This window comes from Arthrobacter sp. M4, from assembly GCF_020251205.1.
Taxonomy (GTDB): Bacteria; Actinomycetota; Actinomycetes; order Actinomycetales; family Micrococcaceae; genus Arthrobacter.
This window is the reverse complement of the sequence record NZ_JAIWYX010000006.1, coordinates 66725-89234: the sequence shown is the minus strand read 5'-3', so window position 1 is coordinate 89234 and position 22510 is coordinate 66725. Positions and strand designations below refer to the sequence as shown.

Below are 22510 nucleotides of genomic sequence, written 5' to 3'. Positions count from 1 at the left end.
AAGGGTGCCCTTGGCGGAATGTTGCAGCCAGCAACCCTCACAAGGTTCCGGATATGGCAAAGGGCGACAGTGTCGCGAAAGCGGCGTCAAAATCGACGAGGAACGAGGAGATAGCCGCCGAGCGATGCTGTCGCCCTTTGCACCCAAGGCGCCACGGCACCTTGGGTTGGGGTTGGGGGGTTGGGGTTGGGTTTACTTACGAGCCCAGTTCTCCCATTTGCTTGCCAGGTGCTCTGCATCTACGAAGCGGACCGTGCCGGACTTGGAGCGCATCACGATGGACTGCGTCATTACGCGGTCCTTCTGGTAGCGCACGCCGCGGAGCAGGTCGCCGTCGGTGATGCCGGTGGCGGCGAAGTAGCAGTTGTCACTGGTGACCAGGTCGTTGGTGGACAGGATCCGGTCCAGGTCGTGGCCCGCATCGATGGCCTTCTGCTTCTCTTCGTCGCTGGTGGGCCACAGGCGGCCCTGGATAACGCCGCCAAGGGACTTGATGGCGCAGGCCGCCACGATGCCTTCGGGCGTTCCACCGATACCCATGAGGGCGTCTACGCCGGTGCCGCTGCGGGCAGCCGCGATGGCGCCAGCGACGTCGCCGTCCATGATGAATTTGGTGCGGGCGCCGGCTTCGCGGATTTCCTCCACCAGCGGGCGGTGGCGGTCGCGGTCCAGGATCACGACGTTGAGCTGGTTGACCTTGACGCCCTTGGCTTTGGCGATGAGGTGCAGGTTCTGCTTGACGGGCAGTCGAAGGTCCACCATGTCCGCCGCTTCTGGACCGGTGACCAGCTTCTCCATGTAGAAGACGGCGGACGGGTCGAACATGGAACCGCGTTCGGCAACGGCCAGGACAGCCAAGGCGTTGTTGATACCCAGGGCGGTAAGGCGGGTTCCGTCGATGGGGTCGACGGCGACGTCACACTCGGGTCCGGTGCCGTCACCAACCTGCTCACCGTTGAAGAGCATGGGAGCCTCGTCCTTTTCGCCTTCGCCGATAACAACGACGCCGTTGAAGTGGACGGTGTGGAGGAAAGAACGCATGGCGTCGACGGCGGCGCCGTCTGCCTTGTTCTTGTCTCCGAAACCAACCCAGTGGCCGCCTGCGATGGCGGCAGCTTCCGTCACGCGGACGAGTTCAAGTGCGAGGTTACGGTCTGGTTCATCGACGCCGACAGCGAGCGAGGGCGAAATGGTGGAGTACTGCTGGGTCATTGGCTCTGGAGACACGTGAACCTCTTCTTCGAGTGACGATTCATGGGACCAGGACCGGCCATGGTTGGCCGGGATGATTCCTCTACCCATGATCATAGTCGGAGCGTGACAGACCGGTCTTGGGATGACCACCAGCCGGAACGACCTTGTGGGTGCACAGCGAATGTGTGTTCGGTGCGCGGATAAGGGACTATTGAGTAGTGAGTAACACGCAGGACACATCCAAGCCGGGCACCACAAGTGCCCATACCGCTGCCTCTGCAGGCAGCAATGAGCAGGCGCCCATCAAGCCTGTCCTCAGTCCCAAGGCGGCCAAGCGGGCGAACGCCTCGGTCATAGGCATGGTGCTTGCCCTGCTGGTCTGCGTCCTTGCTTTCCTGCCGGTTGTCCTGATGAACCCGTCACCGAAAACCGACGGGTACCGGCCGAACATCAATGTCTCCGCCGTCGCCGCGAACGCCGCCGATGTGGCGGGATTCACACCTGTGGCCCCGGAAACGGGCGACACATTCAGTCCCAATTACGCCCGCTGGGAGTCTGGCAGCGGTAGCGGAGTCCCTACTTGGGAAGTTGGCTACCTCACGCGGAAGCAGGACTTTATTGGGCTCATCCAGACGCGCCAGGCAAATCCCACGTGGCTCCTGCAGAAGACCAACAACGCTCCCGTCACGGGCAAGCGCTCGGCCGGTGGGCATGATTGGGAGCTCCGGGACAACGGCAAGAACCACAGCATGATCCTCGAGTACCGGGGAACTACCGTCATCCTGACCGGCACGGCGGGACTCGACGAATTCGCCACCCTGGCTGCCGCCGTCGTGAAGTCCATGGACGCTGCCCCGCCGGCGACGCCGAAGCCCTCCGCAACACTTTCGTAGTCTGCAACAGCGGCACATAAAGTAAGTAGGGTGGCTACCTACCTGACCCCCGCCCTTGCTTGGCGCCGTCTACGCGACGGCAATGAACGATTTATCTCCGGCAAGTCCCTGCACCCAAACCAGGACGCATCCCGCCGGTCCTCGCTCGTGGAAGGGCAAAACCCTTTCGCCGTCATCTTCGGTTGCTCGGATTCCCGGCTCGCCGCAGAAATCATTTTTGACCTTGGCCTGGGCGACGCCTTCGTTGTCCGCACGGCCGGCCAGGTCATCGACGACGCCGTCCTGGGCTCGCTCGAATACAGCATCAGCGAACTGCACGTACCCCTCATCGTGATCCTGGGGCATGACAGCTGCGGCGCCGTCAGCGCCACAAAGAATGCGGTCGAAGCCGGAGCCATGCCGACGGGCTTCATCCGGGACCTCGTGGAGCGCATTACGCCGTCCGTCCTGACCTCACTGCGCAAGGACGACAAGGCGGACGTCAACGACATGGTGGTGGAGCACGTCAAGCAAACGGCTACACGCCTCGCAGACACTTCCCGTGTGATTTCGGACGCAATCGAGGACGGTCGGACAGCCGTTGTTGGGCTGTCGTACAAGCTTGGTGAAGGCCGTGCGGAGCTTGTTGCCGGGATTGGCCAGATCTAAACCGGTACCCGCCGGTGTTGTCCGCCGGCGGTTTTCCATCCCCCGTAGCATGCCAAAGAGTTTTCGCCAGTGGACGCAGGCCGCCATAAGCTAGCCCCATGACTTCCACTGCTGAGTTCCGCATTGAACACGACACCATGGGTGAGGTTCGCGTCCCCGCGAACGCCCTGTACCGCGCACAGACGCAGCGCGCCGTGGAGAACTTCCCGATTTCCGGCAAGACCCTCGAACGCGCGCACATCGAGGCGCTGGCCCGCGTCAAGAAGGCCGCAGCACTGGCAAACGCTGAACTAGGTGTGCTCGACGGTGAGCTTGCCGAGGCCATTGCCAATGCTGCGGACGAGGTCGCAACCGGAAAGTACGACGGCGACTTTCCGATTGACGTTTTCCAGACCGGTTCGGGTACCTCGTCCAACATGAACACCAACGAGGTCATCGCGGAGCTCGCCACCCGTGCACTGGCCTCCGCCGGGAGTGACAAGGTTGTCCACCCGAACGACCATGTCAACGCCTCCCAGTCCTCCAACGACGTCTTCCCAACCTCCGTGCACGTCGCGGCGACCTCTGCCCTGATCAACACCCTGATCCCGGCCCTTGAATACCTGGCTGCTTCCCTGGAGCGCAAGGCTGAGGAGTTCAAGGACATCGTCAAGTCGGGCCGCACTCACCTGATGGACGCCACTCCCGTCACGCTTGGCCAGGAATTCGGCGGCTACGCCGCCCAGGTCCGCTACGGCATCGAACGCGTCCAGGCCGCACTCCCCCGCGTTGCCGAGGTCCCGCTGGGCGGCACAGCTGTGGGCACCGGCATCAATACCCCTGCCGGCTTCCCGGAGCGGGTCATCGAATTGCTCGCGGCCGACACCGGTTTGCCGCTGACAGAGGCCCGCGACCACTTCGAGGCCCAGGCAAACCGTGACGGCCTGATCGAAGGCTCCAGCCAGCTGCGCAATATCGCGATCTCCTTCATGAAGATCAACAACGACCTGCGCTGGATGGGCTCCGGCCCCAACACGGGCCTCGGCGAAATCGCCATCCCGGACCTTCAGCCGGGTTCCTCGATCATGCCGGGCAAGGTGAACCCGGTCATCTGCGAGGCATCCATCATGGTCTGCGCACAGGTCATCGGCAACGACACCGCGATCGCCTGGTCCGGTACCAACGGGGCCTTTGAGCTGAATGTCGGCATCCCGGTCATGGCCGCCAACCTGCTGGAGTCCATCCGCCTGCTGGCCAACACCAGCCGCGTGATGGCAGACAAGATGATCGACGGCATCACCGCCAACGTGGAGCGCGCCCGCTTCCTCGCCGAGGCTTCGCCCTCGATCGTGACCCCGCTGAACAAGTTCATCGGCTACGAGGCTGCCGCCAAGATCGCCAAGAAGGCTGTGGCCGAAGGCCTCACCATCCGTGAAGCCGTTGTGTCGCTGGGCTACTTGGAGCGCGGTGAACTGACCGAGGAGCAGCTGGACAAAGCCCTGGACGTCACCACCATGACCCGCCCTGCCCACAAGGCTTAGGGTTAGGCGCCTTTAGGGCGAATACATAAGTACGACGGGCGGTGCCATCCCCACGGATGGCACCGCCCGTCGTCGTAATTTGGACCCAGTGGCCGCCGGTGCTCGAGCCCTCAAGGCTGAGGGCCCGGCTATTCCATCTGGAATACTGTGGGCTGGTCCGGGTCGAGCGCCAGACGGATGACCGCAAGGTGTCCAGGGCTCATCTCCGGCAGCTCATCGGCGGGGAACCATTCGACGGCGCTCGACTCGTCGTCGTTGACCCGCGCCTCGCCAGAGACATAGCGGCATTTGAAGGCGATGTCCAGGAAATCGCACACGTCTCCGTTGGGGTACGTCACGGGGCCGATCACTCCAACCGCAAGGATTCGCTCGGTTTCCGCCACCACGGCGGTCTCCTCGTAGATTTCGCGGATCAGTCCCGGTGCGGGGTGTTCTCCGGGTTCCAGCATGCCGGTGATGGGCGTCCAGTGCCCGTTGTCCGACCGTTTGCACAGCAGCACCCTGTTGTCCTGGTCCAGCACAACACCCCGGACGCCAGGCAGCCAAAGAGGATCGTTGCCGATTTTCTCGCGCAGCTTGAGCACAAAATCCGGGGCGGCCATGGCGGTAAGTATTTCACCCGGTGGAGGCCATTGAAAGCGTGTTCAGGCCGGAAAAGCCGCCATCGCTACGGCTGCGCCCGCCAGCATGAACGGTCCGAACGGGATTGATGACTTGAGCGTCCCGCGCCGGGCCAGGATTAGCGCAAGTCCCCAGATCCCGCCGAACAGGAACGCGGCAAAGGTGCCGGCCACCAGATGGCCCCAACCGAGGTATCCAAGATAAAGACCAAGGACCCCCGCGAGCTTAACATCGCCAAAGCCCATGCCCTGGGGATAGATCACACGCAGCACAAAGTAGAACGCGTAAAGCGTGACGCCGGCAGCCACTGCCTGGAAACCGGCGATTCCAAAAAGCTGCGCCGAGGGGTCCGACCCGGTCGCAGAAACGGATCCGCAGACCGCCCACGCGATGGCCGCGCCCAACAGCAGGACGCCGGCAACTGCGTACGACGGGAACACAATCCGGTTTGGCAGGAGATGGTGCTGCACATCGATCACCGTGAGCCGCACGGCCATCCAGACGAAGTAGGCGCACGCTGCAAGGACCAGCCAAAAGCCGATGGGGCAGCCAGTCCAGAGTTCAGCGAGTCGTCGGATCATCTCTTGGATGCTACGTGATCCCCCGGCTGTGACACCGGGGGCCGCGCGTAATATGTGGATATGTGGTCGTTCAGACCGTCCGGCCAGGCGGCCGCAGGGCCTCCGACACCGGCAACGTTCCGAAACCTCTGCCGTTCCTCCCCGTGGAAGTGGCAGTCGCTCCGCTTTGAATACCGCGAAACACCCGGCCCGGGCGACGGCGTCCGCGCCTGGCTCCGGCGTCCCGGCGCCCTGAGGCTGGAGGATCTGGCCGGCAAGCTGCTGCAGAGCACCACGGGCATCAATGACTCGCGTGACGGCTTATACATCAGCGCCACCCGGAAGTCGTGGCTGTTGCCGGCGCATTTAGTCACCCCGGTCTATGACGACGGCGGCCGCGTCACCCGACGGCCTGAGGCCGCCTATGGTGAGCCGTGCTTTGGCAACGGCCTGTTCGCGGCGGCGCTGGACCCGGTGGAACTTGCCGGGAACGCTCCGGTTCCCATCGAATTTCCGGCGAGCAACGCCGTCGACGTTGCGGAGCTCAGCGAAGTGGAGCACCAGGGCCGCCCCGCGTGGGAGGCGGTGGTGACGCCTAACGTAACCTACCGTCCCGCCGACCCCGGCGCCCCGCTCTGCCTGCCGGGCACCACCGTGGTGCGTATCGACGTCGAGACCGCTGTCTGCGTCTCCAGCCGCTCCTTGGACGGTACGACGGCGGGACGCGGCCATGAGCTGACGATCCTGGGCGTGGACGAATACATGTTGGATGATCTGTTTATGGCCGAGTCGATGAACCTGACCGACGTGCGGCGCCACATCGTCTGGGGCGGGGACCCCGCCGCGTGACAGACCGGGACAGAAAGGTGCCGCCGTCGCTCATGCAACGGCGGCACCTTGGGGGTTTTAGATCTCTGCCCCTTCCAGCAGTTCCGTCACGAGCGCCGCGATGGGCGAGCGTTCTGAGCGGGTCAGGGTGATGTGGCCGAAGAGCGGGTGCCCCTTGAGGGTTTCGACGACGGCGGCGATTCCGTCGTGTCGGCCGACTCTAAGGTTGTCCCGTTGGGCAACGTCGTGCGTCAGGACGATCTTGGAATTTTGGCCGATGCGGCTCATGACCGTGAGGAGCACGTTCTTTTCGAGGGACTGTGCCTCATCCACTATCACGAAGGCGTCGTGCAGGGAGCGGCCTCGGATGTGGGTCAGCGGGAGGACTTCCAGCATGCCGCGGTCGATCACCTCGTCCACGACCTCTTGGCTCACGAGGGCACCGAGAGTGTCGAAGACCGCCTGTCCCCATGGGTTCATCTTTTCGGATTCGGTTCCGGGCAAGTAACCAAGTTCCTGGCCGCCGACTGCATAGAGCGGACGGAAGACCATAACCTTGCGGTGCTCACGGCGTTCCAGGACGGCTTCCAGGCCGGCGCAGAGGGCCAGCGCTGATTTACCTGTTCCGGCACGCCCGCCGATGGAGACGATCCCAACGGACGGGTCCATAAGCAGGTCGATCGCCAGGCGCTGTTCCGCGGAACGGCCGTGCAGTCCAAAGACGTCACGGTCACCCTTGACAAGCCGGACCTGCTTATCCGCGCCGACCCTACCCAGCGCCGACCCGCGGTTGGAAAGCAGCACGAGCCCGGTATTGACGGGCAGTTCCGCTGCCGCTGGAATGAACACTGGCTCATGGCCGTAGAGGGTTCCGATTTCCTCCTCGGTGGCTTCCAGTTCGGCGATACCTGTCCACCCCGAGTCCCGAACCAGTTCGTTGCGGTATTCGTCCGCCTGGAGTCCCATAGCCGAGGCTTTAACCCGCATTGGAAGGTCCTTGGAGACCACAGTGACATTGTGGCCCTCGTTGGACAGGTTCTGGGCGACGGCAAGGATCCTGCTGTCGTTGTCGCCCGCGCGGAAGCCAGCCGGCAGCACTTCGGTGGAGATATGGTTCATCTCCACCCGGACAGTGCCACCGTCTTTGCCGATGGGAATTGGCTGGTTTAGCCCGCCATGTTCCACCCGCAGGTCGTCAAGAAGCCGAAGCGCCTTGCGGGCGAAGTAGCCCAGCTCCGGGTCGTGACGTTTGCCTTCGAGTTCGGTGATGACAACGATTGGCACCACCACCTCATGTTCCGCGAAGCGCAGAAGTGCGTGTGGGTCTGAGAGCAGCACAGAGGTGTCGATCACGTAGCTGCGGCCCGTAACGGGTCCGGAAACAGCAAGACCGGCTGCAGCACGTTTGTTCGCTGCACCGGTCTTAGTGGTGGTCTTGCTGGACTTCTCCGTCCTTGTCCCTGCAGTTGCTCGCGTGGCGCGAGAGGTAGCTTTCCTTCCCTCGTCTGAGGCGACTTCGGGCAGTACTTCAGAAATAGCCACATCGACTCCAGCCCCGGGCCTCGCCCGGCTTGGTTATAGGTGAAGCGGCTCGGCCAGAAGGCCGGGTGCGGCCTCCCCTGTAAGTGGTGCGATCTTCCGCTCCATCTACTGGCCTCCCCGATCAGCGGGCGGTTTGCCTGCTGATGGGATTAACGTAAATCCCCGGCACGAAATTTCCGAGTCGATTACGCGGCGCGCCGCGGGACGGTCAGGTGAATTCCCCGTAAATGGAATTTCACCTCATGGGGCGCACGCAATAACCTGCGGCAGGCAAGCGAAATCACTTTTTAGCCGGCTATTCAGGCGCCGAAGCGCCGCTGCCTGCCGGCGTAGTCCCGCAGGGCGCGGAGGAAATCTACCTTGCGAAAAGCGGGCCAGAGGGCCTCACAGAAGTAGAACTCGCTGTAGGCGCTTTGCCACATGAGGAATCCGGACAGCCGCTGCTCCCCCGATGTCCTGATGACCAAGTCGGGATCGGGCTGGCCCCTCGTGTAGAGGTAGCGTGAGATGTCGTCTACCGTCAGTTCATCTGCCAGCAGTGAAATGTCGCGGCCCTTTGTGACGGCGTCGTGCAGGAGTTCGCGGACGGCGTCGACAATTTCGCGGCGGCCGCCGTAGCCAACGGCCACGTTGACGTGCAGTTTTTCGCTGACGGGTGTGCGGGCGGTGAGCTTTTTCAGCCGATCGGCGAGGTAGTCAGGCAAAAGTTCAGGGGCGCCCAGGGCATGGATGGAGATGTTCTCATCCTCGTCCAGGCGGTCCATCGTGTTGGCGATGATGCCCATCAGCAGGTCCAGTTCTTCGCCGGAGCGGTTCATGTTGTCCGTGGAAAGCATGTACAGAGTGACAACTTTTACGCCGAGTTCGCGGCACCAGCCCAGGAATTCCAGGATCTTGTCCGCTCCGGCTTGGTGGCCTTGGCTGGTGGGGGCATTGAACTGACGGGCCCACCTGCGGTTGCCGTCCACCATAACGCCAATATGCTGCGGGATCTTGTCCGGCTCGAGCGAGCGCTGGAGCTGGCGTTCGTAGAAGCCGTAGAGGAACCCGGGCATTTCCATCCGGATACTCACCTGACTTCCTCAAACGACGACGAACCGCGGCTGAATGCGCACCTCTAGGCTACCTGCACCCACACACCGCACGTGAACCCGATCCACTCGACAGAAACGTCCCAAAAGCTACCAGCCGGTAACCTACCAGAACGTAAGTTATGCTGGTGTGGTGTCTGAAGTGCAACCGCCGAGTCCCTTGGTGCCCACGCCGCCACCCGTTCCGGCGGCGTTGCCCAAGCCGCTGTGGCGTGGTTGGATCCATGCCGTGGCAACGCCTTTCGCAGTGGCCGCCGGAGTGATCCTGGTGATTGTTGCTCCCGATTCGGGTCTCAAAACCGCATCAGCCATCTATGCCGTCACGGGAATACTTCTATTCGCCACCAGCGCTGTTTACCACCGCGGCAATTGGCGTCCGGCCGTCAACCTTGTCCTAAAGCGCCTGGACCACACCAATATCATGTTGGTCATCGCCGGAACGTACACCCCAATCTCCTGGGCGCTCCTGGACCGAAGCAAAGCCATCACGTTGCTGGTCATCATTTGGTCGGGAGCGTTGCTGGGAGCGTTATTCCGAGTGCTCTGGACCCATGCGCCAAGGTGGCTGTATGTGCCCGTCTACGTGGGCCTCGGCTGCGCAGCCGTCTTCTACCTTGGCGATCTGTTCGCTGCCAACGTCGCCGCTGCGGTCCTTGTCTGCGTGGGCGGACTGTTCTACATCACGGGCGCTGTCTTTTACGGCACCCGAAGGCCACGGCTCAGCCCGAAGCATTTCGGCTTCCACGAGCTCTTCCACGTCTGCACAGTACTCGGCTTCGCGGCCCATTTCGCCGCCGTGATGGTCGCCGTGCTCGGCCACGCGATCCCTTAGCAGCCCTTCCGGCACGGACTAGGATTCGGCCAAGCCGCCCATCTCCCGGAGCCTTCCGCGGAGGTCTTCCACGGTGCGAACAGGCAGATCACACACCATGTCCCGGCATAGGAAGACCTGTGGGCCACCATCGCGAGCGGGCACTCTGCCTTCCAGCAGGGGCACAGCCGGCGTCCCGCCGTCGCCCGTCCCGACGGCAACCACCAGGCCGGGGCTGGAAGAGGTGAGAAGCGCGCGGTGCAACTCCTGGCGGTCGCGCCCATCCGGGCCGACGACGGCGGCCTCCACGGGACCGGCGACGGCGGCCTGCGCCGTTGCGAGCAGCCAACCTGCGATGCGCGGCGCCCGGGTGACGATGGGTGGCAGGAGCGACAGGATGCTGCCGGCCATCGAACGGTAATGGTGGGAGCCTGAATAGGCGGACAGGGTCAGCAAGACACCCGCAAAGGCGGCCGCGCCGCTGGGCGTGGGGCCATCGAAGGGGTCCAGGCCCGTGAACTGCCCCTGCGCGTTGAGGACGTGGGCGGACTCGCCGGTGGTGTCGGCAAGGCGTCCACCTGGAGCGAAGGCGGCTATGGCAGCGTCGGCGATATCAGTAGCCAAGGAGTACCAGCGCTCCTCTCCGGTCACCGCGTAGAGGGCCAGGAATCCTTCGGCAGCGAAGGCATAGTCCTCCAGCAACCCTCCTATCCCCCGCGCCTCGCCTTCGTGCGACACCCGGGCCAACCACCCGTGGCCCGTCTTCCCAGGGTTCCAGTGAACCTTAGCGAGGTACTCCGCAGCGTCCACAGCTGCGGTAACAAGTCGCGGATCACCCAATATGGCGCCAGCCTCGGCCAGCGCGGCGACGGCCAGGCCATTCCATCCCGCAACCACCTTGTCATCCCGGTCCGGCTGGACGCGCCCGTTGCGGAAGGCCAGCAGCTGCGGACGAACACGGGCCCAAAGGCGGGCCGCGGGACCCTCAAGGGCCTCGCCCGGGTGCAGGGGCGAACCGAGCTCTGACACGGTGCCCACCTGGCCGACACCCATCAGCTTGGCAACGGCAGCGCCGTCCCCCGGGCCCAACGCTTGCACAAGTTGCTCAGGAGTCCAGAGGTACACGGCACCTTCATGATGAACTCCGTTGACCACCGTGTCGGCGTCCAGGGAGGAGGCAAATCCTCCGGCAGCGGGCTTTTCCGCCGGTCCCAGGCCCATCGAGTGCAGCAACCACTCTGCCGTTCGGGTGGCTATGTCTGCGGCCTCATGTGCTGCCAGGTCGGGGCCACCGCCCAGCCGGATCCAGTGCGCGTAGACCCGGAGGAGCTGGGCATTGTCGTAAAGCATCTTCTCAAAGTGCGGAACCGACCAGTCCGCCGTAACCGAATAGCGGGCAAATCCGCCGTCGAGCTGGTCAAACAGGGCGGAGCGGGCCATGGCGGCGAGCGTCCTGCCTGCCATGCCCCGGGCGGAGTCTACTGTGTTGGATTCGACGGCGGCGTGGCGGATCAGGAATTCCAGGACGGCCGACGGCGGAAACTTGGGGGCACTGCCAAAGCCGCCGACGTCGGGGTCCTCAGAGCGCGCCAGGACGCGGACAGCATCGGACAGGAGCCGCGGCTCAACGTCCAGCGGTGGACCATCCAGCTGGACAGCCGCGGCGCGGTGCGCCTCCGCGAGGTTGCCGGCGAGCCCGTGGGCATTACGTTCGACGGCGTCGCGGCGCTCAACCCATGCCTCCCAAACCGCCTCCAGGACCTGCCGGAAGGACGGCCTGCCGGGCTGGGGCTTCGGTGGAAAGTACGTACCCGCGTGAAAGGCCAGCCCGTCGGAGGTGAGGAACACCGACATCGGCCAGCCGCCTTCGCCGCTGATGGCTTGGGTGGCCGCCATGTAAACGGCGTCGACGTCGGGGCGTTCCTCGCGATCTACCTTGATGGATACGAAGTGCCGGTTGAGGTAATCGGCAGTCTCCTGGTCCTCAAAGGACTCGTGTGCCATGACGTGGCACCAGTGGCAGGCGGCGTAGCCGATCGAAAGAAAGACGGGGACATCCCGGGAAGCTGCCAAAGCGAAGGCCTCATCGCCGAAAGGTTGCCAATGCACGGGGTTGTCGGCGTGCTGGCGAAGGTAGGCCGAGGGCTCGGAGCCTAGGGCGTTGAAACCGCCGGACCGGGGCTGCTCAGCGGGTTGCGCTGTCCGCATCCCCGCCTGCCTCGGTGCCAGATTCCGTGCTTCCTGCCTCAGGGGCCTGGCGCGCCTCTTCCATCTGCGCCCTGTAGCGCACGCGCCGGATCCTGCGGACCATGTCCACAATCAAGAACGAGGTCAGCACCACAACGAAAGCTGTGAAAATGAAGCCCCATGTTCCGGGCGTCACCTGATCTTCCGACAACCCGGGGCGCAGCGACGGCGAGGGCACCGGCGACGGAGTGGTAGCCAGGGTGAGGATCAAGTGGTGCACGGTTTAGGCCTTTGGTTGGTTCTGGATGTGCGGGGTTGGACTGCCCCGGCGCTGGAACGCTGTCCGAGCGAATTCTACGCTTGATAGAAATTCTTCCAGTTCCTATCTTAGCCCCGCGAACAGGTCCTTTTCCGGCAGTTCAGCCTGCACCTTGGAGTGCACCAGCGTGTAGTCCTCCCAGGGCCAGGTCCGGCGCTGCATCTCAGGCGATACGGCAAAGAAGAAGCCGACTGGATCGATTTGCGTGCGGTGGGCGCGAAGGGCGTCGTCGCGAAGTTCAAAGTAATCACCGCACTCCACCTGCGTGGTGGTGGTGTGCTTCGGTTCGGTGGGCGTATGGCCTTCCGCGTCCGCTTCCAGCCACGCCGCGAGCCGCTCCGCGTAGGGAGACTGCAGGCCTGCCTCTTCAAGCGCGTAGTGCAGCGCGCGGAAGCGTTCGGGGCTGAAGGCGCGGTCATAGTACAGCTTGCTGGGGGTCCACGGTTCGCCGGTTCCGAGGTAGCGTTCGGCGTCGCCTGCAGCATGGAATGCCTCGACGGCAACCTTGTGCGCCATGATGTGGTCCGGATGTGGGTAGCCGCCGTTTTCGTCATAGCTGAGGATCACGTGCGGCTTGAACTCGCGGACCAGCCGAACCAGCGGGGCGGCCGCCCGTTCCAGTGGCTGAAGGGCAAAGCAACCGGCTGGGAGCGGTGGGATGGGGTCGCCCTCCGGAAGACCGGAGTCAACAAAGCCAAGCCAACGCTGCTTGATGCCCAGGATCTTCGCGGCCCGATCCATCTCCAGGCGCCTGGCACCTGCCATATCCCGCTTGGGGTGGGGGGCTTCTTCCATGGCAGGGTTTTGGATATCGCCGCGGGAACCATCCGTGCAGGTGGCCACCATGACCTCTACTCCGGACGCCGCGTACTTGGCCATTGTGGCCGCGCCTTTGCTGGACTCGTCGTCCGGGTGCGCATGGACGGCCAGCAGGCGAAAGCGCTCTGCGGAGGTGGTGGGCGCGGTCATCGCAGGACGACTCCTCTTTCAGCGGTCAATATTGCGGATGTACTGGCTCCTGCCGATGCGGTGTCATTTTCCAGCGGCAGGCAGGCACCGGCGAACGGCCTAAACTGGATGGGTGACTTCCGAGGATCCATCACACGCCGGGCCGCCGGCAAGTACCAGCCTAGCCAATCGCTACGGCGGCCAAAAGCGTGCCTTGACACGCGCGGCGCGGCGCAATTTGGTGATTGCGGCACTGGTGGCGGCGGTGGGGCTAATGGCGTGGATCGCAACATCCTCTGCTCAAGCTCCCGTGACGTTCAAGGACCTCGGCTACAGCACGGTTGACGCCACAGTTACCGAAGTGGATTTCCAGGTGGTGAAATACCCAGCGGCCACTGCAAAATGCGCGGTCAAGGCCCTCGATTCCAAGTTCGCGGTGGTCGGCTGGAAGGTCGTTGAAGTCGGCCCGAACGAGCCCAAGGACGGGGCTGACGGAGGCCGGACCACCGTGCAGCGCGTGATGCTGCGCACCGAGTCCGAGGCCGTTTCAGGCGTCGTTGACAACTGCTGGATCGTGGATAGCGGCAAATAACAAAGCTGTGAGCCACGCCTCAATCAGCTTTGGTTTGTCCACAGCTTTGACTACACTGGATCAATACCTTCACCCCGCTGAATCGGTTACGAGTTTCACGAGTGGCCACCCCGGCGGGGTCTTTGCTTGTCAGATCCAAAAGGAGAAGTCCGTGTCTACCACCAACAGCGCGCCTGCGGCCTGGCTTACGCAGGAAGCCTTTGACCGCCTGAAGGCAGAGCTGGACCACCTTTCCGGTGCCGGCCGTGCGGAGATCGTCCAGAAGATCGAGGCAGCCCGCCAGGAAGGCGATCTCAAGGAGAACGGCGGCTACCACGCAGCCAAGGAAGAGCAGGGCAAGATCGAGGCCCGCATCCGGCAGTTGACTGTCCTCCTGCGCGACGCCCAGGTAGGCGAGGCCCCGGCCGACGACGGAATCGTGGAGCCTGGCATGCTGGTTGTCGCCAAGATTGCCGGTGACGAAGAGAAATTCCTGCTTGGTTCCCGCGAAATTGCCGGAGATTCAGAGCTGGACGTCTTCAGCGAGAAGTCGCCCCTCGGCGCAGCGATTATTGGCCACAAGGAAGGCGACAAACTGAGCTACACCGCCCCCAACGGCAAGGAAATCGCGGTGGAGATCGTCTCCGCCAAGCCCTACCTCGGCTAGCGATGCTCCACAAGGTGTCCAGCGGGCACAGCTAAGCGCCGAAACAGGCCCGCAAACGCCGGCCCTCCTACTCGGAGGGCCGGCGTTTTGCGTATTAGGAAGCCAGTTCGCCCTGCCGCGGATGCTTGAGGCGCGGCCTGAGCAGGATTGCCGCGAGGAAGCCTCCCACCGCGCCACCCAGGTGGGCCTGCCAGGAAACAGCACCAGTCACACTGGGAAGCACGCCGAACAGGATGCTGCCATAAGCCAAAAACAGGACCACGGACAGCAGGATCTGCCACCAACTCCTGTTCACAAAGCCGCGGACCAGAAGGAAGGCGAAGAGCCCAAAGACCAATCCGGACGCTCCCACCGTCACTCCGCCGCTCCCGAAGAACCAGACGGCGAGGCCGGATCCAAGCCAGCTGGACGCCAGCGCGGTCAGGAATACGCGCAGGCCCGAGAGGAACGCCAGGAAGCCGAAGACCATCAACGGCAACGCGTTGGACAGCAGGTGGCCCAGGTTTGCGTGAAGCAACGGGAATGTCACGATGTCCAGGATGCCGTCGGGCGTGCGCGGGCGGAGACCGAAAGTCCTGTTGAGGCCATGGAACGTAAGGGTATTGACCAGTTCGATGATGAACAGCAGCACCACAAAACCGCCCATGAACAGCAGGCCGCCCCTGGCCCGTGCCGCAAGGGATTGCCTCGCCTCGGGTTGGCCCGTTCCCGATGTGCCCAGGACCACCACAGCCTCCTGTCAGTGCACCACGATGGGCTGGAAACCCTCGGCGCGGAGTGCGCCAAGGACCTGTTCCCCGTGCTCATGGCCCTTCGTTTCAAGGTTGATGGTGATGGAGACGTCGCCCATGCTGATCGAGCCGCCCACGCGGGTGTGATCCAGGCCGGTCACGTTGGCGTCGTTTTCCGCGATGATACGAGCGATCGTGGCCAGCGAGCCGGGACGGTCGTCCAGCATCATCCGGACAGTCATGAATCGGCCGGCGGCGGAAAGGCCGCGCTGGATCACCTTGAGCATTAGCATGGGGTCGATATTTCCGCCCGAGAGGATCACGGCCGTGGTCCCGGGGTTTTCAATCTTGCCTTCCATGAGGGCGGCGACGCCCACGGCGCCGGCCGGTTCAACCACCAGCTTTGCCCGTTCCAGCAGGAAGATGAGGGCCCGGGCCAGCGAGTCTTCGCTCACCGTCACGACGTCGTCCACCAGTTCCCGGATGATACTGAAAGGGAGCTGTCCGGGCCGGCCGACGGCGATGCCGTCCGCCATCGTCGAGACCTTCTTGAGCGGGACAAGGGCGTCGGCAGCAAGGGACGGCGGATAAGCGGCCGCGTTTTCGGCCTGCACGCCGATGATCCTGATGTTGCGTCCCAGTTCGCGGGCGCGCGCCTTGATGGCAACGGCGACGCCGGCCAGCAGCCCGCCGCCGCCGACCCCCATCAGGATGGTGTCGACGTCGGGAACCTGCTCCAGGATCTCCAGCCCAATGGTGCCCTGACCGGCCACGACGTCCACGTTGTCGAACGGGTGTACAAATACGGCGCCCGTCTCATTCGCATAGCGCTGGGCTTCAGCCAGTGCTTCGTCGACGTTGTGGCCATGCAGAACCACCTCCGCACCGTGGCTGCGCGTGGCTGCCAGCTTGGGCAGGGCCACGCCAAGCGGCATGTAGATTCGAGCTTTGATGCCAAGGCTGTTGGCCGCGACGGCTACGCCCTGGGCGTGGTTGCCGGCCGATGCCGCCACTACACCGCGCTTTTTCTCCTCGGACGTCAGCCTGGCCATCCGGACGTAGGCGCCGCGCACCTTGAAGGAGCCGGCCCGCTGCAGGTTTTCGCATTTGAAGAAGACGGTGCCGCCCACCATGTTCCCCAGAGCCCGCGACGACTCCACGGGAGTCTTCGTAATAATCCCCTCGAGCAGCTTCTGCGCCTCCAGGACATCGTCCAGCGTGACGGGCAGTGCTTCAGGGGTATTCACGGTTATTCTCCTTTGTTGGTGTCAGCGGCGCGACCATCGGCAAGCTTCTGGTTCGCAGCTGTGCTGGCGCCCGTGGCCTCCCCGCCGCGGGCAGTTCCGGAGTGACCCAGGTGGGTCTCCTTGATAGACGGATCCTCGTCAGATTCCGCTGCTTCGGCACTTTGCCGATAGTAAGCGGAGGCGAGTCCCTGATCATGTTCCCACGACCGGCTGGCAATATACCGAATCGCTGAGTTTGCTACGGCCAGGAGTGGGACCGCGAACAGGGCTCCGGGAATGCCCGCCAGGTAGGAACCGGCAGCCACCGTCAGGATCACGGCCACGGGGTGGAGCGACACCGCCTTGCCCATGATGAGTGGCTGCAGGATGTGGCTTTCCAGCTGCTGGACCAGGAGAACGATGCCGAGCATAACCAATGCATTGATCGGCCCGTTGGCCACAAGCGCCAGCAGGACGGCAATAACGCCGGTGACGAGGGCACCAACCACGGGGATGAACGAGCCGATGAAGACCAGGACACCCAACGGCAGGGCCAGTGGAACCCCGATGATGGCAGCACCCACGCCGATTCCCACGGCGTCCACGAAGGCGACGAACATTTGGATCCGCACATAGCTGACCATGGAAGTCCAGCCCCGGCGTCCGGCGCCGTCAACAGCCATGCGTGAATTGCGGGGCAGCAGGCGGACCAGGAACTGCCAGATCCGGTCACCCTCCAGCAGGAAGAAGATGAGGATAAACAGGGCCAGCACAAGGCCGGCGGCAAAGTGGCCAGCCGTGCTGCCAAATGACAACGCGCCGCTGAGGATGCTGCTGGAATTGTTCTGTATCGCGTTGGTGGCGTCCGAGATGTACCGGTCGATCTGGTCAGCCGTCAGATGGAGTGGACCATCCCGCAGCCAGTCCTGGATCTGCTGGATTCCCGCCAGGGCCTCTTGCCACAGTTCGCCAAACCCTACGGCGAGTTGGCGGCCCACCAGGGCCAGCGAGCCTGCAAGCAGGCCTATGAAGCCCAGAACGGTGGCAGCGACAGCCATGCCACGCGGGAATCGATGCCGGCGCAGCCAAGCCGACACCGGACTCAGGAGGCTGGCAAGCAATGCGGCTACCATGATCGGGATGATGAGGAAGCTCACCTGCCTCAGTAGCCAAACGAGCACTCCCACCACCAGCAGGACGACCGCGATCCGCCAGGCCCAGGCCGCGGCGATACGAATGCCGTACGGAATGTCCTGGGCAATTTCCGTATCACTCGTTGGCCGGCCCGTGTGGTGAGCAGCGGGCGGCGGGACGGCAGGGCTCTGGGACGTGGATGCCTTATCCTGTGCTGGCGTCATGACCCCATACTTCCGCAGGCGCGTCAGGGATGAAAACCGGATGCGCTGCCCGGAGCCCCGATTGCCTTCCCCGGCGATACGTCCGCGCCCTGAGTGCCGCGGCTACAGCGTGGCCGATACACCCCAGTTCATGGTGAATGTCTCCCCTGGAACTGCCCAGTGGAGGCCGTCGCCGCTGTTGAAGGCGTTGGCCGGTCCCGTCATGGGTTCGATGGCCACGGCTTTGGGCCGTCCTGGGAACTTTGTTGTCACAAAGACGTGGACGTAGCCGCACGCAGCGTCCTGTTCCAAGGCGACCTGACGGCCATCCGGAGCCGTCAGGACATGGCGGGCCACACCGGCACGGAAGTCCAGGTCCGTATACGCCGAGTCCAGGTCCAGCTCCCCAACGATCCGACCGCCCCGAAGGTCGAAGTCGCCGTCGACCGCCTGGGTACTGCGCGGAATAAGCCTGTCATCTGTCACCAGGCGGGTCGCGGCGGCGACCGTCAGCGTGAGCTCTTCGGAAGGGACATCGCCTAGCCTCAGGTACGGGTGGGCGCCCAGGACGACGGGCGCCTCTGACCCTGAATCGTTGATGAACGTCTGGGCCACTCGCAGGGCCAATTGCTCGTCGATGGCATATTGCACGCGGTGCCGGGCCAGGAACGGATAGCCGTGCTGCGGGAAGATAGTGGCCTCCAATGTCACGGAGAACTCAGACTCATCCACCAACGCATAGCCGGAATTGCGAAGCAGGCCATGGCTGGCGTTGTTCCGCGGAACTTCGGTGATGTCGAGTTGCTGCTTGCTGCCGTTAAGGTGCCACACTCCGTCTTCCACGCGGTTAGCCCACGGCGCCAGCGTGATCCCGGTTGCTCCCGGCGGCAACTCGGCGTCGCCATAGGTCTCTGTCAGCTGCACACCAGCCCGGCTGAACAAACGTAGTCCGGCGGCAAGCTCGGTAACTACGGCGTATGCGTCACCTCGGCGAAGTTCGTACTGGCGGCCGGAGGCGTAACGGACCGGCTCGCCGGCTGGCAATGATGTGGGCGCATCGGGAAGCATGGCTCCACCGTACAGCCACGGCCACGTTGGTTCTGCCGCTGCTTGGAACAGGGCTGCGCATTGTTCTCTTTTGTTAGAAATTTTGTTGTTTTGATCGTTTTTTCAACTCGAGTGTGCGAGAATCGAATCACGATCCCAGGCCCGTCCGTGCAAAGGACTTCTATGAGCACCATCACCAGCACTCTCCTGTCCGACGGCAGGGAGCTGATCTATTTCGACGACGAAGATTCGCCTGCCGAACGGCGCAGTGGCGACGCTGCGCCCGACCTTCGGGGACTCCCGGCACGTGGAGAACCAGGCGAGGTCCGCTTCGATGCACTGACCGGCGATTGGGTGGCCGTAGCCGCACACAGGCAAACCCGTACGCACCTCCCTCCCGCCGACCAATGCCCCATCTGCCCCACCACCAGCACAAATGCGACGGAGATCCCTGCGGCGGATTACGACGTCGTCGTTTTTGAGAACCGCTTTCCGTCCCTTGGCCCGGCAGTGGGCAACATTCCATCCGAGCCCGGCTGGGGCACTGTGGGCCCCGCCTACGGACGTTGTGAAGTGGTGTCCTTTACGTCGGAGCACACTGGCTCCTTCAGTGGCCTCAGCGAACGCCGCGCCCGGACCGTTGTGGAAGCCTGGGCGCAGCGCACGGAAGCCTTGAGCGCCCTCCCCGGAATCCAGCAGGTCTTCCCCTTCGAGAACCGCGGCGCCGAAATCGGTGTCACGCTGCACCACCCCCACGGCCAGATCTATGCCTACCCATACGTCACTCCGCGCGCTTCCGTCATGGCCGCTGCGGCCGGGAAGCACTACGAATCCGTGAATGGCCGCTCCACGCTCATCGGCTCCCTGCTGGAGGCGGAACGCAAGGACGGCAGCCGCATGGTGCTCGAAAGTGACAGCTTCAGCGCCTTCGTACCCTTTGCCGCCCGCTGGCCCTTGGAAATCCACCTCGTGCCGCACCGCAAAGTACCCGACCTCGCAGCACTCAGCGGCGCCGAAAAGGACGAACTGGCCCACGTCTACCTTGAACTCTTGAAGAAGGTCGACGCGCTGTACCCGACGCCCACACCCTACATCTCGGCCTGGCACCAGGCTCCGCTCATCCCCTCACTGCGCGACGCCGGTCAGCTTCACCTGCAGCTGACGTCGCCGCGCCGGGCCGCGGACAAGCTCAAGTACCTTGCCGGATCCGAGGCAGCCATGGGAGCGTTCATCAACGACACCACTCCCGAGGCCGTCGCCGAGCGGCTGCGCTCCGTCGCAGTTCCGCCCGCACCATCTGTCCTGGAAGGCACCAACGCATGATCACCGCTCCAGCAGCCGCTGAGCTCGCCACCCGTTTTGAGGACACCTTCGGTTCAGCCCCCGACGGCGTCTGGCAGGCCCCCGGCCGCGTCAACCTGATCGGTGAGCACACGGACTACAACGAAGGGTTCGTTCTTCCCTTCGCGATCGACAAGACGGCGCGGGTGGCCATCAAGCTCCGTCCGGGCACCACTGTCCGGCTGCTTTCCACCTACGGCGACCAAGGTTTGGTTACCGTTGACACCGCGGGACTCCAGCCAGGCTCCGCGAAGGGCTGGGTTACCTACCCCCTAGGAGTCATCTGGGCGCTCCAGGAACGCGGCATCAACGTTCCTGGCATGGACCTGCTCCTCGACTCAAACGTCCCGCTTGGCGCGGGCCTGTCATCATCCCACGCCATAGAATGCGCCGTGATCAGCGCGCTCAACGAACTCACTGGCGCCGGCCTGGCAGCCGAGGAAATGGTGCTGACCACCCAGCGCGCGGAGAACCATTTTGTGGGGGCCCCTACGGGAATCATGGACCAGTCGGCGTCCCTCCGCGGTTCCAAGGGCCATGCCGTTTTCCTGGACTGCCGTGACCAAAGCGTGCAGCTGGTGCCCTTCGAAGCCGAGGAATCCGGTCTGGTACTCCTGGTCATCGACACGAAGGTTTCGCATTCCCACGCCGACGGTGGCTACGCTTCCCGCCGGGCTTCGTGCGAACTCGGAGCCCAGGTTCTGGGAGTCAATGCGCTGCGCGACGTCGGCATCGACGACTTGGAAGAAGCCTCAGGACTGCTTGACGAAGTGACCTTCAGGCGCGTCCGCCACGTGGTCACCGAAAACGACCGCGTGCTGCAAACCGTCGAGCTGCTTACCAGTGATGGTCCGACACACATTGGCTCGCTGCTCGACGCCAGCCACGCCTCCATGCGGGACGACTTCGAAATCTCCTGCACGGAACTGGACCTCGCCGTCGACACCGCGCGACATTCAGGCGCCATCGGCGCCAGAATGACCGGCGGCGGTTTCGGGGGCTCTGCCATCGCGCTGACTCCGGTGGAGCGCGAGGCTGAGGTGCGTGACGCCGTCGTACGGGCTTTTGCTGACGCCGGCTTTGCAGCCCCGGACATCTTTACGGTGACCCCCGCGGACGGTGCCCGCCGCCTCGGCTAACTGGCCCGGCCGGGCGGGCGTAAGCTGGGGCCATGACCGAGGCTGTCATTGTTTCCACGGCCCGCAGCCCGATCGGACGGGCCTTCAAGGGGTCCCTCAAGGATGTACGTCCCGACGATCTTGCCACCGCCATGGTCCGCGCGGCTTTGGCCAAGGTCCCCGGAATGGATGCTTCCCTTGAGGCCGCTGGCGACGGAGCCGCCGTCGATGACCTGTATCTGGGCTGTGCCGAGCCGAGCGGCGAGGCAGGCAACAACCTTGCCCGCGTCGTCGCTGTCCTTGCCGGCATGGACGGTGTCCCTGCCGCCACCGTCAACCGGTTCTGTGCCTCGAGCCTGCAGACGCAGCGGATGGCTTTCCATGCCATCCGGGCCGGGGAGGCGAACACCATCATCGCAGGTGGGGTGGAGTGTGTTTCCCGGTACCAGAACTGGGCGGGCGCCGGCGGCAGCGACCTCGCAACCCACAACCCCGTGTTCGCCGGTGCAGAGCGGCGCACCGCCATTCGCGCTGAGTCGAACACACCGTGGACCGACCCCCGCATGGGTGGCCGCTTGCCTGATATTTACATTGCCATGGGCCAGACGGCGGAGAACGTGGCCACCAGCCACGGGATTAGCCGGGCGGAGCAGGACGAGTGGGCCGTCCTCAGCCAGAACCGGGCAGAGGCAGCTATCGCCTCGGGCTTCTACGCCAGGGAAATCACGCCGTACATGAAGTCTGACGGCACAGTGGTGGACCGCGACGACTCACCGCGGCCTGGCGTCACTTTGGAGGGCGTTTCGGCCCTTGAGCCCGTTTTCCGCCACGGCGGGACGGTCACGGCGGGCAATGCCTGCCCCCTGAACGACGGCGCCGCGGCCTTGGTCATCATGAGCGGCTCCCGCGCGCTGGAGTTAGGGGTCACCCCTCTGGCCAGAATCGTCGCCACCGGGGTCAGCGGGCTTTCTCCCGAGCTGATGGGGATGGGCCCGGTGGAAGCCACGCGCCGGGCATTGGCGCACGCGGGGCTGAGCCTCAAAGACATCGACCTCATTGAACTCAACGAGGCGTTCGCCGTGCAGGTGATCGCCAGTGCCAGGGAACTTGGCATCGACCCGGAGCGGCTCAACGTCCATGGCGGCGCCATCGCTCTGGGCCACCCGTTTGGCATGACGGGTGCACGGATGACAACCACCCTCCTGAACGGCCTGCGCGCGACGGACGGCACCCTTGGGCTGGCGACGTTGTGCGTTGGCGGCGGACAGGGAATGGCAGTGGTGTACGAGCGGCTGTCCTGAGTCGGCCAC

22 protein-coding genes are annotated in these 22510 nt (G+C 64.0%); 10 read left to right on the top strand and 12 right to left on the bottom strand.

Annotated features, from left to right (window positions below):
* Nucleotides 1-192: 192 nt before the first annotated feature.
* The gene (gene glpX / locus LD110_RS12150) at nucleotides 193-1212 is read right to left on the bottom strand and encodes a class II fructose-bisphosphatase (RefSeq protein ID WP_225499271.1); all 1020 of its coding nucleotides are present in this window, start codon (nucleotides 1210-1212) and stop codon (nucleotides 193-195) included.
* 200 nt (nucleotides 1213-1412) lie between these two features.
* Between glpX and LD110_RS12145 the strand changes: the two genes are divergently transcribed.
* The 3 genes from LD110_RS12145 (at nucleotide 1413) to LD110_RS12135 (ending at nucleotide 4255) form a co-directional block, all read left to right on the top strand.
* Nucleotides 1413-2087 (top strand): DUF4245 domain-containing protein, encoded by a 675-nt coding sequence (locus tag LD110_RS12145; RefSeq protein ID WP_225499079.1) that lies wholly within the window; start codon nucleotides 1413-1415, stop codon nucleotides 2085-2087.
* A gap of 30 nt (nucleotides 2088-2117) precedes the next feature.
* Nucleotides 2118-2735 carry a carbonic anhydrase gene (locus tag LD110_RS12140; RefSeq protein ID WP_225499078.1) on the top strand — a complete coding sequence of 206 codons (618 nt, stop codon included), beginning with the start codon at nucleotides 2118-2120 and terminating at the stop codon, nucleotides 2733-2735.
* Between the two features lie 98 nt (nucleotides 2736-2833).
* A complete protein-coding gene (locus LD110_RS12135) occupies nucleotides 2834-4255 on the top strand; it encodes a class II fumarate hydratase (protein WP_225499077.1) in 1422 nt (473 codons plus the stop codon).
* 128 nt (nucleotides 4256-4383) lie between these two features.
* Here LD110_RS12135 and LD110_RS12130 read toward each other — a convergent pair whose 3' ends face one another.
* Nucleotides 4384-4857: an NUDIX domain-containing protein gene (locus tag LD110_RS12130; RefSeq protein ID WP_225499076.1), complete on the bottom strand. Its 474-nt coding sequence runs from the start codon at nucleotides 4855-4857 to the stop codon at nucleotides 4384-4386.
* Between the two features lie 42 nt (nucleotides 4858-4899).
* Nucleotides 4900-5457: a prepilin peptidase gene (locus LD110_RS12125; RefSeq protein ID WP_225499075.1), complete on the bottom strand. Its 558-nt coding sequence runs from the start codon at nucleotides 5455-5457 to the stop codon at nucleotides 4900-4902.
* A 60-nt stretch (nucleotides 5458-5517) separates the two neighbouring features.
* On the opposite strand from LD110_RS12125, the gene LD110_RS12120 reads away from it, so the two are divergent.
* A complete protein-coding gene (locus tag LD110_RS12120) occupies nucleotides 5518-6285 on the top strand; it encodes a hypothetical protein (RefSeq protein ID WP_225499074.1) in 768 nt (255 codons plus the stop codon).
* A gap of 57 nt (nucleotides 6286-6342) precedes the next feature.
* Here LD110_RS12120 and LD110_RS12115 read toward each other — a convergent pair whose 3' ends face one another.
* Entirely contained in the window at nucleotides 6343-7806 is a 1464-nt protein-coding gene (locus LD110_RS12115; RefSeq protein ID WP_225499073.1) for a PhoH family protein, read from the bottom strand.
* Nucleotides 7807-8105: 299 nt separating this feature from the next.
* Complete coding sequence (locus LD110_RS12110; RefSeq protein WP_225499270.1) at nucleotides 8106-8867, bottom strand: isoprenyl transferase; 762 nt, start codon at nucleotides 8865-8867, stop codon at nucleotides 8106-8108.
* A gap of 172 nt (nucleotides 8868-9039) precedes the next feature.
* Between LD110_RS12110 and LD110_RS12105 the strand changes: the two genes are divergently transcribed.
* The gene (locus tag LD110_RS12105) at nucleotides 9040-9729 is read left to right on the top strand and encodes a hemolysin III family protein (protein WP_225499269.1); all 690 of its coding nucleotides are present in this window, start codon (nucleotides 9040-9042) and stop codon (nucleotides 9727-9729) included.
* An 18-nt stretch (nucleotides 9730-9747) separates the two neighbouring features.
* On the opposite strand, the gene LD110_RS12100 is transcribed toward LD110_RS12105, so the two are convergent.
* The 3 genes from LD110_RS12100 to mca all read right to left on the bottom strand — a co-directional run bounded on the left by LD110_RS12100 (nucleotide 9748) and on the right by mca (nucleotide 13183).
* Nucleotides 9748-11916, bottom strand: coding sequence for a thioredoxin domain-containing protein (locus tag LD110_RS12100; protein ID WP_225499072.1), 2169 nt, complete (start codon nucleotides 11914-11916; stop codon nucleotides 9748-9750).
* Complete coding sequence (locus tag LD110_RS12095; RefSeq protein WP_225499071.1) at nucleotides 11894-12175, bottom strand: hypothetical protein; 282 nt, start codon at nucleotides 12173-12175, stop codon at nucleotides 11894-11896. Before LD110_RS12095 ends, LD110_RS12100 begins: the two co-directional genes overlap by 23 nt.
* Before the next feature lie 102 nt (nucleotides 12176-12277).
* Nucleotides 12278-13183 (bottom strand): mycothiol conjugate amidase Mca, encoded by a 906-nt coding sequence (gene mca, locus LD110_RS12090; RefSeq protein ID WP_225499070.1) that lies wholly within the window; start codon nucleotides 13181-13183, stop codon nucleotides 12278-12280.
* Nucleotides 13184-13295: 112 nt separating this feature from the next.
* Here mca and LD110_RS12085 point away from each other — a divergent pair, with 112 nt between their 5' ends.
* Nucleotides 13296-13754: a DUF4307 domain-containing protein gene (locus LD110_RS12085; protein ID WP_225499069.1), complete on the top strand. Its 459-nt coding sequence runs from the start codon at nucleotides 13296-13298 to the stop codon at nucleotides 13752-13754.
* Nucleotides 13755-13905: 151 nt separating this feature from the next.
* Complete coding sequence (greA, locus tag LD110_RS12080; RefSeq protein ID WP_225499068.1) at nucleotides 13906-14400, top strand: transcription elongation factor GreA; 495 nt, start codon at nucleotides 13906-13908, stop codon at nucleotides 14398-14400.
* Nucleotides 14401-14494: 94 nt separating this feature from the next.
* Here the strand turns inward: greA and LD110_RS12075 are convergent, their stop codons facing one another.
* The 4 genes from LD110_RS12075 to LD110_RS12060 all read right to left on the bottom strand — a co-directional run bounded on the left by LD110_RS12075 (nucleotide 14495) and on the right by LD110_RS12060 (nucleotide 18762).
* Nucleotides 14495-15046 carry a rhomboid family intramembrane serine protease gene (locus tag LD110_RS12075; protein ID WP_225499268.1) on the bottom strand — a complete coding sequence of 184 codons (552 nt, stop codon included), beginning with the start codon at nucleotides 15044-15046 and terminating at the stop codon, nucleotides 14495-14497.
* Between the two features lie 93 nt (nucleotides 15047-15139).
* Complete coding sequence (ilvA, locus tag LD110_RS12070) at nucleotides 15140-16378, bottom strand: threonine ammonia-lyase (protein WP_225499067.1); 1239 nt, start codon at nucleotides 16376-16378, stop codon at nucleotides 15140-15142.
* 2 nt (nucleotides 16379-16380) lie between these two features.
* On the bottom strand, nucleotides 16381-17715 hold the full coding sequence (locus LD110_RS12065) for an AI-2E family transporter (protein ID WP_225499066.1): 1335 nt from the start codon (nucleotides 17713-17715) through the stop codon (nucleotides 16381-16383).
* Nucleotides 17716-17817: 102 nt separating this feature from the next.
* Nucleotides 17818-18762: an aldose 1-epimerase family protein gene (locus LD110_RS12060; protein WP_225499065.1), complete on the bottom strand. Its 945-nt coding sequence runs from the start codon at nucleotides 18760-18762 to the stop codon at nucleotides 17818-17820.
* Nucleotides 18763-18924: 162 nt separating this feature from the next.
* Between LD110_RS12060 and galT the strand changes: the two genes are divergently transcribed.
* The 3 genes from galT to LD110_RS12045 are packed head-to-tail and all read left to right on the top strand — an operon-like array spanning nucleotide 18925 to nucleotide 22501.
* Nucleotides 18925-20064, top strand: coding sequence for a galactose-1-phosphate uridylyltransferase (gene galT / locus LD110_RS12055; protein WP_225499064.1), 1140 nt, complete (start codon nucleotides 18925-18927; stop codon nucleotides 20062-20064).
* A complete protein-coding gene (gene galK, locus LD110_RS12050) occupies nucleotides 20061-21221 on the top strand; it encodes a galactokinase (RefSeq protein WP_225499063.1) in 1161 nt (386 codons plus the stop codon). Before galT ends, galK begins: the two co-directional genes overlap by 4 nt.
* A 32-nt stretch (nucleotides 21222-21253) precedes the next feature.
* Nucleotides 21254-22501, top strand: coding sequence for an acetyl-CoA C-acetyltransferase (locus tag LD110_RS12045; RefSeq protein ID WP_225499062.1), 1248 nt, complete (start codon nucleotides 21254-21256; stop codon nucleotides 22499-22501).
* Nucleotides 22502-22510 lie beyond the last annotated feature (9 nt).